Genomic DNA, 16,238 nt, shown 5'->3' on the forward strand with positions numbered 1-16,238 from the left:
CATTTTTCAGCCACCGAAAAGACCCAGCCTACCCCGCCAACTCTCGCTCGATTTGCTCGATGCTAGGCAAGCTCGATTGCAGTTCAGTTGGCAAAGACTCCATCAGTTGATATTCCGCCACACCAATAGGTCGGTTGTTATCACGCAGTGCATATTCAGCCACCACTTCATTTTTGCCCTTGCATAACAAGAGGCCGATAGTCGGGCCATCCTGTGGGTGCTTTATCTCGGCATCCACCGCCGCGAGATAGAAGCTCAATTTGCCCAGGTGCTCGGGTTTGAACTTACCTGCCTTGAGCTCGATCACCACATAGCAACGTAGCTTCAGGTGATAGAACAACAGGTCGATGAAGAACTCATCGCCACCTACATTCAGCAGCACTTGCCGGCCAACGAAAGCAAAACCTGCGCCCAACTCCAACAAAAAGTCAGTGACATGCTTGATCAGGGCATTTTCGATTTCGCGCTCTTGTGCATTCTGGCCCAGGCTGAGGAAATCAAAGCGGTACGGGTCTTTGAGGGATTCGCGCGCCAGGTCGGATTGCGCTTTGGGCAGATGGCTTTCGAAGTTGCTCACTGCCTTGCCACTGCGTTCCAACAGGCGGTTTTCAATGTGCATCACCAAGGTGTTGCGCGACCAGTTATGTTTAACGGCATGGATGATGTACCAACGACGAGTTTCGGGGCCGGGAAGCTTATCGAGCAGCACCACGTTGTGGCCCCAAGGCAATTGTGCAGCAGCCTGTTGCACAAATTCCGAATCCGGCCACGCCTCGGCAAAAGCACGCATGTACTTCAGATTTCGCGGCGAAAAGCCCTTGATGTCAGGAAAGGCCGCCCGCAGATCTTGCGCAAGGCGGTCGATCACTTTGCTACCCCAACCTTGAGCGTGCTGACGCATCAAAATATCGTGACCGAGCTGCCAGTAGAGCAGCACCAGTTCACGATTAACGGCGATTGATGCGCGCTGTTGCGCCTGATGGATGCGGCCCTTGAGGTCTGTCAGCCAATCGCCGTAGCCCTCAGGAGGCGCGATCAACCCGATAGAAGTTTCACTCATGCCTTTTTACTCTGGTGTTTTCGGCAGGCTAGCCAGCCCACAGTACCGTCACAAGCGTTCGTGAACAGTTCAGGAGGGGTCCTGCGTACCTCACAGAAAGGTCCTGCTGGCACTTGACTCTCCCCTATACGGCAGCCCCTACCCTGAATGCCCTTTTCTCAGAACTTATCACCATGAGTCAGCGCATTCTGGTCATTCTCGGCCACCCGTCCGCCGATAGTTTTTGTTCCGCTCTCGCGCACACTTATATCCATGCCGCTAAAACGGCCGGTCACGAAGTCCGCGTCCTGCGCCTGGGTGATCTCAGGTTCGACCCCATCCTTAATCACGGCTATACCCAGGCACAGACGCTGGAGCCCGACTTGCTCAGTGCCCAGTCCGAGATCCTTTGGGCCGAGCACCTGGCGTGGGTTTTCCCTGTTTGGTGGGGAGGTGTCCCAGCATTGATGAAGGGCTTTATCGACCGCGTTTTCCTACCCGGCTTTGCCTTCAAATATCGTGCAGGCAAGGCATTCCCAGACAAGCTGCTAAAGGGCCGAACCGCGCACTTGTTAGTGACCCTCGACACGCCGCCGTGGTATTACCGCTGGGTTTATCGCATGCCGGCCATCCACCAAATGCGGCGCACCACGCTGGCGCTGTGCGGCATCGCGACGAGCAAGACGCTGCTGTTGGGGCCGGTGCTGGGCTCTACGCTGACGCAGCGGGCCCGATGGCTGAAACAAGCCGGCGCACTATTTGAGAAAGGGAGTTTTCATGTACATCGGCAAAGCCGCGCAGTTGTCCGGCACGACCATCAAGGCGATTCGTCACTATGAGGCGATCGGGCTGATGCCCGCACCTGCGCGTCAGGGCGGTTATCGCGTTTATACCGCGCAGAGTGTCGAGCGGCTGATGTTTATAAAGTGCGCGCAACAGCTGGGGTTCAAGCTCAAGGAGTTGCAGGAGATTTTGCTGGGGTACGAGGGTGATGCGCTTCCTTGGGACCGGGCTGAACAAGCCATCGCCGACAAGAAGCATACGCTGGCCGCGCAAATCGCCGTGTTGCAACGGATGCAGGCGGGCTTGATTGAGTTTGAAACCCAACTGAAAGACGCCCAAGGGCACTGCTCGTCAATCAGTAGTGTCGCCATTTGAAGTAGCCCTTACGCATGAGTTGGCGCTGATTTTTACGGGCCCCTCGTAAGGGCAATCTGATTTTCCAAACCGTTCATCCAGCCGCTTTTCGCTGCGGCAGACTCCGACGCCTTGCCTTCTGCCGAGACGTCATGGATGACCCACGCCTCCCACATCGCCTCTATCGAACATGAGCTGGATGGCTTCCATCAGAGCCTGGTGGAGTACCGCCAGCAGATGGGCGCCTGGTATTCGCGTGCGCTGGATTCGGTCAGTCATGCGGCGGATATGCCGTCGTTGCTGGGCATGGACCGGGTGTTGCGGGTTGGGGATTCCCAGCGTTCGGTAAGCCTTAGCGACGCGGATTTTCCCACCGTAGCCCGCTGCCCGGTGGGTGGCGTGCTGGAGATCGAGAGCAAATTCGAATCAGCGCATGACGTACCAATTGGCGATATCCCGGTTGAGGTGATCGGCCTGGATGACGGCAGCTCCACGGTGGTGATGCTCGATGAGCACGGCAAGGGCTCGCACTACTGCGCCGCTGGCGGGCGCTATGAGGTGCGGGTTCAGGGCGGTGTTTCGGCGCAGCACGTGGAGGCCTTGTTTGCCTCCTATGCAGGGCTGACGGCGGACTTGGAACAGTGGCTTCGGTCACAGTGGAAAGACTTCAAACCCCACTGGGAACGCTCTACTGCCAGCGCGATTGGCAGCGGCGTGCTGGCGGGCAGCTGGGCGGCGATCACAGATGTGTGGGACAGCATCAAGCTGGTGCAGGCGATTCTTGAAGACCCGCTGAAGTACGTTGAGCAACTGGGTAACGAAGCGGCCAAGTTGGCGCAGATCGCCACCGATGCGCCCAAGGTCATGGAACAGGCGATGTTGCTCGCCAGTGATGAAGCGGCGCTGTACCTGTTACTGCGCGCCGCCATGATCTGGCTGGACGCGTTACCGCCCAGTGAAGTCGCGCAAGCGGCCGCAGGTTTTATGGTGTCGTTGCTGATTGACCTGGTGATTGGCGCGGTGTTGAACATCGCTTTGCCGGCAGCGGGCGTGGCGTATTTGAGCGTTCGCCTGGTCAAGCATGGCGCACAAATTCTTAAGGCTGCCGTGGGCTTCGTGAAGGGGGTGCTGGCGATTCTCACCAAGTTCATGCAGGCGGTCGACCGTTATAAAGCGGTGGCGGTTCGCGGCGTGGTCGGCTGGGTGAAACAAGGCACGATGCAGATGCGCTGGCGGGCGCGGCAGAACGCGGTGCTGACGCAGAAAGAGCGTGTGGATGATGTGCCGGTCATGGCGTCGAATCCGAAGGGAGATGCGGCGGCGCCAGCGGACAAGACGGTCACTAACGGCTGCCCGGTGTCGATGGTCACCGGGGAAGAATTGCTGACCCTTACCGATGGTGCGCTGGACGGGATCTTGCCGTTTGAGTGGGCGCGGCTGTATCGCACCAGTGCGGTGGATGTGGATTGCGGGTTGGGGTTTGGCTGGAGTCATGCGCTGGCGCACAGGGTTTGTGTGTCGGGTGATTCGGTGGTGTGGACCGACCATGAGAACCGCTCGACCACCCTGCCCTTGCCGACTTCTGCTCGACCCGCGATTACCAACAGCCTGGCGGAAGCGGCGATCTACTTGGGCTCGGCTCCTGATGAACTGGTGCTGGCCCAGGCGTCGCGGTTCTATCACTTTCGCGACGGTGTGCTGACTGCGATCAGCGATACGTATGACAACCGCCTGCGCATTTACCGTGATCGCTCCGGGCGAATTGAGCGGTTGGATAACGGTGCTGGTCGCTCGCTGCTGCTGCGTTATGAGCTGGATCGAATCGTCGCGGTGGACTACCAGGTGCATCGCGCCAAAGGGCGTGAGCCCTACGTGTGGGAGACCGAGCAGAACGTTGTTTCCTACGCCTATGACGAAGACGGACGACTGGTTTGCGCGACCAATGCTGTCGGGGAAAGCGAGCGTTATCGCTACGACGATCAGCACGTCATTCTTGAACGCCAACTGGCCGGTGGGGCGAGTTTCTTTTGGGAATGGGAACACGCTGGCAAAGCGGCGCGTTGCGTCCGGCATTGGGCAAGTTTTTCCCAGATGGACACGCGTTATGCCTGGGGCGATGACGGCCACGTCACCGTGCATAACGCCGATGGCAGCCAGGAAGTGTATGTCCACGACGACCGAGCGCGATTGGTGCAGCGCATCGATCCGGACGGCGCGCAGCATTTCAAATCCTACGATGCCAAGGGCCGACTGACCGTCGAACAGGATCCGCTGGGCGCGGTAACGGCCTATCAGTACGACGACGCCGGACGCTTGGTGGCGCTGTTTCCCGGGGATGATGAGCCGACCTCCTACGAACATGACAACGGTTTTGTTCGGGTTGTGAGGCGTGGAGAAGCGGTCTGGAAATACGAGCGTAATGAGCAAGGCGATGTTACGCGTAGGACCGATCCTGACGGCGAGGTTACCGATTACAGCTACAACAAACACGGGCAACTGACCGAGGTTTGGTACCCGGATCACAGCTGCCATCGGTTGGTATGGAATGAGCGTGGACAGTTGCTTGAGGAGCAATTGCCCAATGGCGGGATCAAGCGTTATCGCTATGACGATCTAGGGCGGCAGGTTGCCCGTGAGGATGCACACGGCGCGCAGACAGTCTATGAATGGGACAGCGTCGGTAGGTTGATTCGCCTCGTCTTGCCAGGCGGCGCCACGCGAGAATTCAGCTACAACCCCTACGGCAAAATCATCGCCGAGCGCGATGAACTCGGTCACGTCACTCGCTACGAATACGCCGATGGCCTGCACCTGATCAGCCGCCGCTTCAACGCCGACGGTACCCAAGTCAAGTACCGCTACGACAACACGCGTCTGCTGCTCACCGAGATCGAAAACGAAGTCGGCGAAACCTACCAACTCGACTACCACCCCAACGGCCTGATCCGCCAGGAAACCGGCTTCGACGGCCAGCGCACCGCCTACGCCTACGACCTCAACTGCAACCTGCTGGAGAAGACCGAATACGGCGACGATAACAGTCAGCTAATCACCCGCTACGAGCGCGACCACGCCGGGCGCCTCGTCCGAAAAACCCTGCCCGATGCCAGCGTTGTCGACTATGCCTACGACCGCCAAGGCAACCTCCTCAGCGTCGAAGACGGCCACTGGGCGTTGGCCTACGAATACGACCGCCAAAACCGCCTCACCGCCGAACACCAAGGCTGGGGCACCCTGCGCTACGGCTACGACGCCTGCGGCCAGCTGAAAAACCTGTGCCTGCCGGACAACAACCGCCTCACCTTCAACCACGACAAAGGCGGCCACCTCGCCACCGTCGAACTCAACGGTGAAGTGCTTACCTCGCATCTATTCAAGAGCGGCCGCGAACACCAGCGCCAGCAAGGCCAACTGCTCAGCCACTACCACTACGACGACCAACGCCGCCTGCATGCCCACGCGGTAACGCAGCAACAAAATCACCTCTACCAACGCCAATACGACTACGACAAATCCGGCAACCTCACCCGCCTGCTCGACACCCGCAAAGGCGAACACCTTTACCGCTACGACCCGCTAAACCGCCTGATCCGCGCCGATCACTCCCAGGACGTACAGGAACGCTTCGGCCACAACCCCGCCGGCAACCTGCTGATGCAAGACCGCCCCGGCCCGGACATCGTCGCGGCCAATCGTCTGATGATCCAGGGCGACCGACATTACGACTACGACGCCTTCGGCAACCTCATCCGCGAACAGCGCGGCAAGGGCCAGCAACTCGTCACTGAGTATCGCTACGACTGCCAGCATCGGTTAATCAGCATCACAAAGCCGAACGGCGAAACCGCCAGTTATCGCTATGACCCGTTTGGGCGGCGTATCAGCAAGACCGTGGACGGCAAGACCACCGAATTTTTCTGGCAAGGCGACAAGCTGGTTGCCGAGCATCACGCGGAACGTCACCGCAGTTACATTTATGAACCGGACAGCTTCCGCCCACTGGCACTGTTGGAAGGTTTCGGCCCAAAAGAAACCAAGCCCTACCACTACCAACTCGACCACCTCGGCACTCCGCAAGAACTGACCGACACCGAAGGCGAAATCGTCTGGTCCGCCCACTACCGCGCCTACGGCCAGATCGCGCGCCTCGACGTAGGCAAAATCGACAATCCACTGCGTTTTCAGGGGCAGTATTTCGATGCGGAAAGCGGGCTGCACTACAACCGCCATCGCTACTACAATCCGGATATTGGTCGCTACCTGACGCCAGATCCGGTGAAGTTGGCGGGCGGGATCAACGGGTACCGGTATGTGCCCAATCCGACGGGATGGGTAGACCCGCTAGGCTTGAATTCATGCCCAGGCGATGATGGGTGTAAAAAGCAAACGAGTGCTGACGATCCATCCTACAAGTCGAGCGTGGATGAGGGACAGCCTTCAGCTCCTCTTGTTCACGGAGTAGACGCATCCTTCTTAAATAGAACACACAGCATTGAAGGGAAGCGATCAACCAAGCGTGTGGAAGAAATTGCTCGCAGTATGCGAAACGACGGATACGATAAAAATACGCCAATAGACGTTTTTGAGTATAACGAGCAACGCTATATTGTTGATGGGCACCACCGAGCTGCCGCTGCAAGACAAACAAAGACGCCAGTCACCATAAAACTAATCCAGAATATAGGTGACCATAACAGCTCGTTCAACAGCACCCAGGACGTAATAGACGCTTCAAATGCAGTAGGACTGGATAGACTGGAAAGGCCTAGACGATGAGAGCTCAGACGCTAGAACATTTGATCACCGAATACTTGGAACAGGTAAAAAAGGCTACCGACTTACTTGAGCAAGTGTTTGGAACCAAAAATATCATTGGTCTGTGGCGATCCAAAAAAATCCCGCAGCGCGGGACGGTCGCTGCAAATGTCACCTACGAGCTGCACGGTATTGGTTGCAGTGTTTACTTATCTGAAATATGTGTCGACTTTGATTACGGCCCGGACGATAGGGTCGACGGTTTCGACTCGTGGAGGCTGTATATGTACGCATGCGAAACACCCAGCAAGTATAAAAAATATACAGATAAACAAGCCTTGGAACGTGAGTTCAATGCGTACCTAAAAAAGGGCAAAGCCAAGAAAATCGAAGGGTCCACATCTAATTTGTACTTCATACAGTCTTGATGCCGTTCAAGTAAATCTCCTTACCCTAGACACTCTGAATATCGAATGGGATGGGACTTGACCCCGATAGCTGTGAACCAGCCAATGCATGTGCAAACTGACACACCGACATCAGGGGCAAGCCCTAATGCCGATCAGTCAAGCGAACGCAATGCTCAAAGCAACGAAGATCAAATGTGGGAGCTGGCTTGCCTGCGAAAGCGGCAACGCAGTAACAGATGCAGTGACTGACACACCGCCTTCGCGGGCAAGCCCGCTCCCACAGGGGCCCGAAATGGGGCAAAGACCAATATGGCAAATCATTTCCAACAGAATGGCGAGTACAAACCGGTCCCAATAGAGGAGCGGAAGTGAATATTGACGATCCTATGCTTGTGCCAAGTAAAGAAGGCCCGAAATCACCTCATATTGGCTATCAAACACCTGGAAAGAGAGGCGACGGAGGAGCCAAAAGAGGCCATATACTGCTCCAACTGGTTCCTGTCAGCCGGTCCAGAATAGGTGTCCCCTGATGAGTTATCTGGAAGACGAAATAGACGAAGCCTGTAATGCGCTGAACCTCGACGCTGGAAAGCTTGATTCGAGCGAACTCAACTTGTTGATAAGCTCTCTGACGAGAAAGTTCTTCAAAGCGCAAAGCAAGGTGCTTGATCCTATCGAACTGAACGAGAAAAGCAGCGAACACAACCCTGACTTTTGGAAGGAGGTGCCGCATCGCATTAGCGGGAATGGCCTGGTTCTATTGGTATTTGACTCAGCGTACAGCGCCTGGAGAATGGAAAACGCTCGAGTATTAGCCTCTGTGTTAGGCGAAACCACCGGATATCCGTTTTGGATAACCGATAACGAGCTGACGTTCTTGGTACACATGGATGATCATGACTGTGTCATTTGGGCATGAGGGTCACTCCGCCTAAATTTCAGCCTATGACCCCCATAGCCAGCCCCAATTCGCCACCTCGCCCACCTCAACCTAAACTCTGTTCAAGTTGTTTCAACGGACAGAGGATTCACCACCATGGGCAAACGTCACCCCAATCTCCCCGCCTGGCAATGGCGGCAGTACCCACAGAACCATCAGCACCCAACCAACCTGGCGCTGCACCTGATTGCCGTGCCGCTGTTTATCGTTGGTTTCCTGCTGATCGTGTCGGGCGTGTTCAGCCTCAGCCTGGCCAGCTTCGCCGTCGGTGTGATTGGCATTGTCGCGGGCCTGGCGTTGCAGCGTCACGGCCACAGCCTGGAGGCTCAGGCCAGTGAGCCGTTCAGCGACCGTAAAGATGCGGTGCAACGCCTTGTGGTCGAGCAGTTCGTGACCTTCCCGCGCTTTGTGTTAAGCGGTGGCTGGTGGCGTGCCTGGCGGCAGCGGCACCACCACTGAGCGGCGGGTTCAGGCGAACACCACCACGGTCTGGCGGCTGAGGGCGATCAACTCGCCGGTCGGGCTCCACAAGGCAGCGGCCGCGTGGCCATAGCCATCGCGGGCGTGTTCGATGTTGACGTGGTACTGGCACCAGTCGAGGGTGGTCAGGTCTTGCAGCGGCTGGATGAACTCGATGGTCCAAGTCAGGGTGCTGCCCGGCGCGGGCTTTTTCAGGTGTGGCAGCAACGCCGGTGGCCAGGCGTCGACCAGGGCGAGGATATGCGCCTCGGTCAGTGGCTCTTCTTTCACATCCCCCCGCAACCGTACCCAGCCGCCCATGTCGCGGGATTTATTGCCGGTAAACGGCAGGCCACCCACGGCCCAACGCATCGCCAGGTGGCGCATGAACTCAGGGGTAACGCCCTTGATGTACGGCAGCTCCTGGCACTCATCCCAATGTTTGAATACCGGTGGCGGCTCACTTGCCACGTCAATTTCAGAGGGGCGAGAGGCGCCAAAACTGGCCTGGACCAGGGTCGCCACTTCACCGTTCTGCACCACGCGCCCCAGCAACTGGCTGACCGCCTTGCCTTCGCGCAGCACTTCGACTTGATAGCTGGCAGGTACATCCGGCGCTACCGGGCCGACAAAGGTGATGGCCAGCGAGCGCAGCGGTCGGTCCACCGGCACCTGGGCGCGCAGCGCCTCGTACTGCAAGGCAGCGACCAGGCCGCCAAAGGTGGCCCGGCCCTGAGCCCATTCGGCAGGGATGGTGACATCCAGCGGGTTGCTACGGGCAGCGTCGAGCAAATCACTAAAGCGCATGGCGACCTCACATCAAGAAAATCGTGGAGGAATCTTAACCATCGAATTGCACAGGCACAGCGCCCATTCCGGCCAAAAACCGGACCGGTTTAAAAACACTCGGCGCTGAGTGTGTCCAGTACGCGGTCAGCCTTGCCTTGCGCCTTGAGCATGGTGCGCTGCCACACTGCTACGCAGGGTTGCAAGTCAGGCTCGTGCCCGGCCTGGGCCAGCCACTGCCAACAGTCATGCCAGTCACCCAGCGCGCTCTGGGCTTTCTTCAAGTGCGACAGGGCGTTGGTGGGTAATTTGTCCAGCTCGGGATACGCCTCGGCGGCATAGCGCACACGCTTGATCAGCAACCGTAACCGGTGGCGGTCATGATCGGGGTCCTTCAAGGCGCCATCGAGTGCCTTCCATTGCTTGGCCAGGCGTTTCTGGATACGCGGGCGCAAGCCCTTGAGCAGTTTCTGATGCTGGGACGCGCGGATAAACCGTGGGAAAGCATCCAGGATCAGCAGCAAGTGCGCCAGCTCCGGGCTTTGCGCCACCTGGCGATAAGCCTCGGGCTGCAGACGCAGGCGCCGATCAGACGCGTCGTGATAACCGTGCTGATGCAAATACGCCGCCAGCACCTCTCGGTCGCGTAGCGGCGTAGTCAGTTGGCCAACCGTGCTGGCAGCCAATTCAAGCTGTTCGACACCGGGCAGCCCGCGCAAAGGGCGCAACAGGCTGCGCAGGCGGCGTACCGTGGTGCGCAAATCATGCAAGGCTTCATCGTCAGTGACGGCGGCGAGGCGAGCCTGGCAGCTCAGTAACCCTACTTCCAGGCCAATGACCTGAGCGACTAACTGATTGACCAACGCTGACATCCTGCCCTCACTTTTCGATGAAAAATCCTGGCCGCCGCTGGGTCATCGCCCGGCGCGAGACTCACGAATGTAGAACCGCGCCTTTTCGGCCTTGTTGGAGCACCCCTCGAACGCTTCAAACTGCTGCTGAGTCTTGGCGCCAGTCAACAGCGACAACGCCTTGGAATAGCTGACAGTGCCGGCAAAACCCTCGGCCTTCGCCAGGTCCAGTTCTTTCCAGGCGGCGTCCAATTGCGAGCCACAGCTGTCGCGATACGCGGTTTTCCCGGCACAACCAGCCAAGGCCAACACGATCACAGGCACACAGATCCAGGCTTTCATTGATGACACCTCAAATATACAAATTCAGTCGTAGCCTGTAGACGTTGCCTACAGGGAAAAGTGCCTTGTCCTTAGCCTGAAATCAGTAGTACCTATTGCCAGAGCATACCCGAGCCTGATCGCCAGCCTGGAAAAATATTGCGCGCTGTCAGCAAGGATTGAAGCAGGCCCCTCGTTGGGTGCATTGTGGGCCCCTGTTTTGCGAAGGATCTGGCCATGAAGAAACGTGTTGCCTTAGTGCTGGGCTCCGGTGGTGCCAGGGGCTATGCCCATATCGGGGTGATCGAGGAAATCGAACGACGCGGCTATGACATCGCCTGTATCGCCGGCTGTTCCATGGGAGCCGTGGTGGGTGGGATCTACGCTGCCGGCAAGCTCGACGAGTACCGCAACTGGATCGAAAGCCTGGACTACCTCGACGTATTGCGCCTGGTGGACGTGAGCTTTCGCCTGGGAGCGATTCGCGGCGAGAAGGTGTTCGGGCAAATCCGCAAGATCGTCGGCGATATCAATATCGAAGAGTTGCGCATCCCCTACACCGCCGTCGCCACCGACCTCACCAACCAACAGGAGATCTGGTTCCAGGAAGGCTGCCTGCACCAGGCCATGCGCGCCTCGGCGGCCATCCCCAGCCTGTTCACCCCGGTGATGCAGGGCAACCGCATGCTGGTGGACGGTGGGCTGCTCAACCCGCTGCCCATCGTGCCGGTGGTGTCGAGCCATTGTGACTTGATCATTGCGGTCAACCTCAACGCCACTAACCAGAAGCACTATCAATTGCCGGTGATCCAGCGCCCGCCCGCGTTCAAGAGCCGCTTCAACAGCCTGGCCAAGTCACTGGGTTCGCACCTGCCGTTTCGCCGCAAGCAGGCGGAGCAGTTGATGAAACTGGAACAAGAAGCCTTGCAGGCCCAGGCCGCCGAAATCAACCCGTGGCTGGAGTCTGCCGAACCCGAAGCCCAACAACCTGCCGCGGCGCCGGAGAAAGCTGGCGCACCGAAGTCGGCGACCGGCTCGTTCATCATCGACAACGTCGGGCCTGCATCGCTGCTGGACCTGATCAACCAGAGTTTCGAGGTGATGCAAACCTCATTGGCACAATACAAGATCGCCGGGTATCCGCCCGATGTGCTGATCAACGTGCCGAAGCGGGTGTGCCGGTTTTTCGAGTTCTATAAAGCGCCGGAGTTGATTGCTTTGGGGCGGGAGATTGCCAGTGATACGTTGGATCGGTATGAGAGTGAGCAGAGTTGAGCGTGTAGGTGTTGCGGATGGCCTCATCGCGGGCAAGCCCGGCTCCCACAGGGAATGAATGCCAACTGTGGGAGCTGGCTTGCCTGCGATGGCGCCAGCGCAGGCACCAAAGGTTCAGGCACCTAGCAACCGATACCCCACCCCCGCCTCAGTCACGATAAACCGTGGCCGGGTCGGGTCATCCGCCAGCTTCTGGCGCAGGTGCCCCACCACGATTCGCAGGTAGTGACTGTCCTCGGTATGGGTTGGCCCCCAGATGTCCTTGAGCAACTGCTGTTGGGTAATCACCCGGCCTGGGTGGCGTGCCAACTGCGCCAGCACTGCGTATTCCTTGCGGGTGAGCGCCACTTCAGCCCCGTCGAGCAGCACGCGGCGATAGGCCAGGTCTACCGTCAACGGACCGAAACTCAAGGCGGCTTCCTGGGCCTCTCCGGCCGGTGCCTGGCGCAAGAGCGCACGCACACGGGCGAGAAACTCCTGGATGCCGAACGGCTTGGTCACGTAGTCATTGGCACCACCATCGAGGGCCTCGACCTTCTGACCTTCGCTGGCCCGCACCGACAGCACCAGCACCGGCACGCTCGACCACTCGCGAAACTCGCGCAGCACCTGCTGGCCGTCCATGTCGGGCAGGCCCAGGTCGAGCACCAGCAGATCCGGTTTGCTCAAGGCCGCCTGCGCCAGGCCTTCGTTGCCGGTGCCGGCTTCGATTACCTTATAGCCTTGGGAAGCCAGGCTGATGCGCAGGAATTTGCGGATCTGCGGTTCGTCATCAATGACAAGAATCGTCGCGGTCTGGCTCATGGTGTCTCATTAAAACCCATTAAAAAATCACCCCCCTGTAGGAGCGAGCTTGCTCGCGAAAAACCTCTAGGCACCGCGTGCATTCAGGACGCCATCATTATCGTTAACGACCTTCGCGAGCAAGCTCGCTCCTACCTGGGCTTATTCCAGGGCAGGTTGTGTGGGCAGTGGTAAAAACAAAGTGATGCAGGTGCCCCGCCCGTCAATGCCATCGGCCACGCTGATATGCCCACCGTGCGCGCCGACCATACCCTGGCAGATCGCCAAGCCGAGACCGGTACCCTGTCCGCCTCGATCACCGCGGGCAGCGGTGTAGAACATGTCGAAAATCTTCGCACGCTCCTCCTCGGGAATCCCCGGCCCTTCATCCGCCACGGCAAAAAACAACTGCTCATCCTGCACGCCCGCGCGCAACTGCAAGCGGCCCTGGGGCGGCGAAAACCGTGCGGCGTTTTCCAACACGTTGACCAGGGCCTGCTCAATCAACGCCGCATGCACATACAACAAAGGCAGGTCCGGCGGCACATCGGTGCTCACCTGCAACGGCGCCAGCACGGCGCGCAATCGCCCAAGGGCACTGCCGACAATATCGCCGGGCGACACCCAATCGCGTGCCAGTTTCAGCGCACCGTGGCCCAGGCGTGTCATGTCCAGCAGGTTCTGGATATAGCGGTCGAGGCGCTCGGCTTCATCACGGGTGCCTTCGAGCAATTCGCGGCGATCCTCCAGGGGGATGGCTTCACCGAGGGCCAGCAGGCTGTCGATGCTGCCGCGCATGGACGTCAATGGCGTGCGCAAATCGTGAGACACCGACGCGAGCAAAGCGCTGCGCAGTTGTTCGGTTTCACCGTGCAGGCGCGCCGATTCCAGCTCCTGCCCCAGTTGTGCCCGCGCCAGCGCCTGGGCCAGCGGTTGGCTCAACGCGGTGAGCAAGCGACGACGTTGCCCGCTCAATTCAAGGCCAGGCTTGGCACTGACACCGAGCAACCCCAAGGGCCCCTCTTCACCTGACAGCGGCCACCACCACCAACGCCCAAACGGCAAGGTGCCGGTGCCCATGCCGGCCGGCTGGTCATGCTGCCAGGCCCAATCGGCGGCGGCGCGTTCGGCTTCGGTGAGGGTCAACGGGCCACCGGTCTCGACCTTCCAGCCGCCCTGACCGTCGCGATTGACCAGGCACAGGTCAAGGTCGTTCCAACCTTGCAGATGGTGGGCGGCGGCGCTGATGACGGCTTGACGGTCGGTGGCAGCGGTGAGCTTGCGCGACAGGTCGAGCAGTTCGCTGGTTTCTTCCTGGGTGTCGCGCAACGCCTGCAACTGGCGGCGCTGGCGTGCGGCGAGGTTGCCGGTCAACGCCGCCATCAACAGAAAGAACAACAGGGTCAGCACGTCTTCTTCACGCTGGATAGCGAAGGAAAAATTCGGCGGGATAAACAGAAAATCGTAAGTCAAAAACGACAGTGCGGCACACACCAGGGACGGCCCCAGGCTGCTACGCACCGCCACCAGCAGCACGGCGGCGAGAAATACCAAAGAGATGTTCGGCAGCGCCAACGCACTGGACACGGCCCAGGCCACTGCGGCAGCGGCGAGGGTCGCCACCACCGCCAAGGCGTAATCGAACCACACCAAACCGCGCACATCCGGCAGACGTGGCGGTGCCGGCATGTCATCGCTGTCGAGGACGTTGATTTCCAAGCCGCGGGCATTGCGCAACAGGCGTGCGGCCAAGCCGCCACCGAACAGGCGCCGCCGCCAGCGCATCCGTGACTGCCCCACCAGCACCAGGCTGGCACGGCGTTCGGCGGCATGCTGGATCAGGGTCTTGGCCACTTCCCCGGCGCGCAGCAACACCACTTCCCCGCCCAGCCGCTCTGCCAGTTGCTGGGCGTTTTGCAGGCGCAGGCGCGATTGCTCATCCCGCGCACGGCCGTTGTCGATGTGCACCAGGCTCCAGGGCAAATGCCGACGCTGGGCCACGCGGCTGGCATGGCGCACCAGGCGTTCGGCTTGCGCATCGCCATCCACACCGACCAACAGGCGCCCACGCACCGCCGGCGCGGCCTGGCCGAGTTGGCGGTAACCCTGGGCCAGGTCATCGTCGACGTGGGCGGCGGCGGTTTGCATGGCCAGTTCGCGCAGGGCCATGAGGTTGGTCTGGGTGAAAAACGCATCGATGGCCGCACGCGCCTGTTCGGGCACATACACCTTGCCGTCACGCAGACGCTCGAGCAGCTCGCGAGACGGCAGGTCGATCAGCAGCAGTTCGTCGGCCTCTTGCAGCACCCAGTCCGGCAGGGTTTCGCGCACTTGCACACCGGTGATGCCACGCACCTGGTCGTTGAGGCTTTCCAGATGCTGGACGTTGACCGTAGTGAACACGTTGATGCCGGCGGCGAGCAGTTCCTGGATGTCTTGCCAGCGTTTTTCATGACGGCTGCCTGGAGCGTTGCTGTGGGCCAGTTCATCCACCAGCACCAGCTTTGGCTTGGCGGCGAGCAGGCCGTCGAGGTCCATTTCTTCGAGCATCACGCCACGGTATTCGCTACGCAACAGCGGTTGTTGCGGCAGGCCGCTGAGCAAGGCTTCGGTCTCGGCGCGGCCGTGGGTTTCAACCACCCCGGCGATCAGGCGCACGCCCTGGCGCAGTTGGGTATGGGCCGCCTGGAGCATGGCGTAGGTCTTGCCCACACCGGGCGCGGCGCCGAGGAAGACTTTAAGCCGGCCACGGCCGTCCCGGGGCAGATCGGCTAACAGGGCATCGGCGCGGCCGGCGTCGCTCATGCTGTGGTCCTTCGATAATTCAATGATGTAGGAGCGAGCTTGCTCGCGAAAAACTCAAGAGCGCCGCGTTTAGGCTGGACGCCCGCGTCATCGTTGACGACCTTCGCGAGCAAGCTCGCTCCTACAGTGGGTCAGAGTTGTTCCAGGGCCATGTTCAGGGCCAGGACGTTTACTACGGGCGGGCCTACAAGAGGGCTTTCGATATGCTCATCCAGCAACCGCTGCAAGGTCGATACCGGCACATTTCGCGCCGCCGCCACTCGCGCCAGTTGATAGGCAATCGCCTGCGGTGGCAAGTGTGGATCAAGGCCGCTGCCGGAGGTTGTCAGCGAGGCCAATGGCACCGGGCCCTGGCCCGGCACCAACTGCTTGCTGGCCTCCTCGACGATGCGAGTGGCCAAGGCCGGATTGCTGGGGCCCAGGTTACTGGCACTGCTGGACACGGTGGCAAAAGCACCGGCTGATGGGCGTGGGTGAAACCAGCGGTCACCGGTAAAGTCCTGGGCGATCAGGCTGGAGCCACGCACCTTGCCGCTGGCGTCGCGCACCAGGCTCCCATTGGCCTGATCGGGAAAGGCGACTTGCGCCACGCCAGTGACTACCAGCGGGTAGGCCACGCCGGTGATCAGGGTCATGAGTACCAGCAGGCTCAGGGCTGGGCGGATGATGTTGGACAT

The 16,238-nt window shown here is 59.6% G+C and carries 15 protein-coding genes; 8 read left to right on the top strand and 7 right to left on the bottom strand.

Annotated features, from left to right (window positions below; all coding sequences use genetic code 11):
- Positions 1–28: 28 nt before the first annotated feature.
- On the bottom strand, positions 29–1,060 hold the full coding sequence (locus tag CER19_RS00775) for a YhcG family protein (RefSeq protein ID WP_116665031.1): 1,032 nt from the start codon (positions 1,058–1,060) through the stop codon (positions 29–31).
- Positions 1,061–1,233: 173 nt separating this feature from the next.
- On the opposite strand from CER19_RS00775, the gene CER19_RS00780 reads away from it, so the two are divergent.
- The 7 genes from CER19_RS00780 to CER19_RS00810 all read left to right on the top strand — a co-directional run bounded on the left by CER19_RS00780 (position 1,234) and on the right by CER19_RS00810 (position 8,740).
- The gene (locus tag CER19_RS00780; RefSeq protein WP_116665032.1) at positions 1,234–1,878 is read left to right on the top strand and encodes an NAD(P)H-dependent oxidoreductase; all 645 of its coding nucleotides are present in this window, start codon (positions 1,234–1,236) and stop codon (positions 1,876–1,878) included.
- Positions 1,817–2,197 carry a MerR family transcriptional regulator gene (locus CER19_RS00785; protein WP_116665033.1) on the top strand — a complete coding sequence of 127 codons (381 nt, stop codon included), beginning with the start codon at positions 1,817–1,819 and terminating at the stop codon, positions 2,195–2,197. Before CER19_RS00780 ends, CER19_RS00785 begins: the two co-directional genes overlap by 62 nt.
- 135 nt (positions 2,198–2,332) lie before the next feature.
- Complete coding sequence (locus CER19_RS00790; RefSeq protein WP_116665034.1) at positions 2,333–6,952, top strand: RHS repeat-associated core domain-containing protein; 4,620 nt, start codon at positions 2,333–2,335, stop codon at positions 6,950–6,952.
- Entirely contained in the window at positions 6,949–7,359 is a 411-nt protein-coding gene (locus CER19_RS00795; RefSeq protein WP_096144406.1) for a hypothetical protein, read from the top strand. The genes CER19_RS00790 and CER19_RS00795 overlap by 4 nt, the downstream gene beginning before the upstream one ends.
- Positions 7,360–7,586: 227 nt before the next feature.
- Positions 7,587–7,871: a polymorphic toxin type 47 domain-containing protein gene (locus CER19_RS29325; RefSeq protein ID WP_116665035.1), complete on the top strand. Its 285-nt coding sequence runs from the start codon at positions 7,587–7,589 to the stop codon at positions 7,869–7,871.
- Complete coding sequence (locus CER19_RS00805; protein ID WP_116665036.1) at positions 7,871–8,260, top strand: hypothetical protein; 390 nt, start codon at positions 7,871–7,873, stop codon at positions 8,258–8,260. Before CER19_RS29325 ends, CER19_RS00805 begins: the two co-directional genes overlap by 1 nt.
- Positions 8,261–8,377: 117 nt before the next feature.
- Complete coding sequence (locus CER19_RS00810; RefSeq protein ID WP_003189844.1) at positions 8,378–8,740, top strand: Mpo1-like protein; 363 nt, start codon at positions 8,378–8,380, stop codon at positions 8,738–8,740.
- Positions 8,741–8,749: 9 nt separating this feature from the next.
- Here CER19_RS00810 and CER19_RS00815 read toward each other — a convergent pair whose 3' ends face one another.
- The 3 genes from CER19_RS00815 to CER19_RS00825 form a co-directional block, all read right to left on the bottom strand.
- Entirely contained in the window at positions 8,750–9,547 is a 798-nt protein-coding gene (locus CER19_RS00815) for an acyl-CoA thioesterase II (protein ID WP_116665037.1), read from the bottom strand.
- A gap of 89 nt (positions 9,548–9,636) precedes the next feature.
- Positions 9,637–10,398, bottom strand: coding sequence for a CHAD domain-containing protein (locus CER19_RS00820; RefSeq protein WP_116665038.1), 762 nt, complete (start codon positions 10,396–10,398; stop codon positions 9,637–9,639).
- Positions 10,399–10,440: 42 nt separating this feature from the next.
- The gene (locus CER19_RS00825; protein WP_003189839.1) at positions 10,441–10,719 is read right to left on the bottom strand and encodes a hypothetical protein; all 279 of its coding nucleotides are present in this window, start codon (positions 10,717–10,719) and stop codon (positions 10,441–10,443) included.
- Positions 10,720–10,935: 216 nt separating this feature from the next.
- Here CER19_RS00825 and CER19_RS00830 point away from each other — a divergent pair, with 216 nt between their 5' ends.
- Entirely contained in the window at positions 10,936–11,973 is a 1,038-nt protein-coding gene (locus tag CER19_RS00830) for a patatin-like phospholipase family protein (protein WP_003189836.1), read from the top strand.
- A 114-nt stretch (positions 11,974–12,087) separates the two neighbouring features.
- Here the strand turns inward: CER19_RS00830 and CER19_RS00835 are convergent, their stop codons facing one another.
- The 3 genes from CER19_RS00835 to kdpC all read right to left on the bottom strand — a co-directional run bounded on the left by CER19_RS00835 (position 12,088) and on the right by kdpC (position 16,238).
- Complete coding sequence (locus CER19_RS00835; RefSeq protein WP_116665039.1) at positions 12,088–12,777, bottom strand: response regulator; 690 nt, start codon at positions 12,775–12,777, stop codon at positions 12,088–12,090.
- Between the two features lie 141 nt (positions 12,778–12,918).
- On the bottom strand, positions 12,919–15,561 hold the full coding sequence (locus CER19_RS00840; protein WP_116665040.1) for a sensor histidine kinase KdpD: 2,643 nt from the start codon (positions 15,559–15,561) through the stop codon (positions 12,919–12,921).
- 131 nt (positions 15,562–15,692) lie between these two features.
- Positions 15,693–16,238 (bottom strand): potassium-transporting ATPase subunit KdpC, encoded by a 546-nt coding sequence (gene kdpC / locus CER19_RS00845; protein ID WP_116665041.1) that lies wholly within the window; start codon positions 16,236–16,238, stop codon positions 15,693–15,695.

It is taken from the genome of Pseudomonas sp. GL93, from assembly GCF_003408955.1.
GTDB classification, from domain to species: Bacteria; Pseudomonadota; Gammaproteobacteria; order Pseudomonadales; family Pseudomonadaceae; genus Aquipseudomonas; species Aquipseudomonas paracarnis.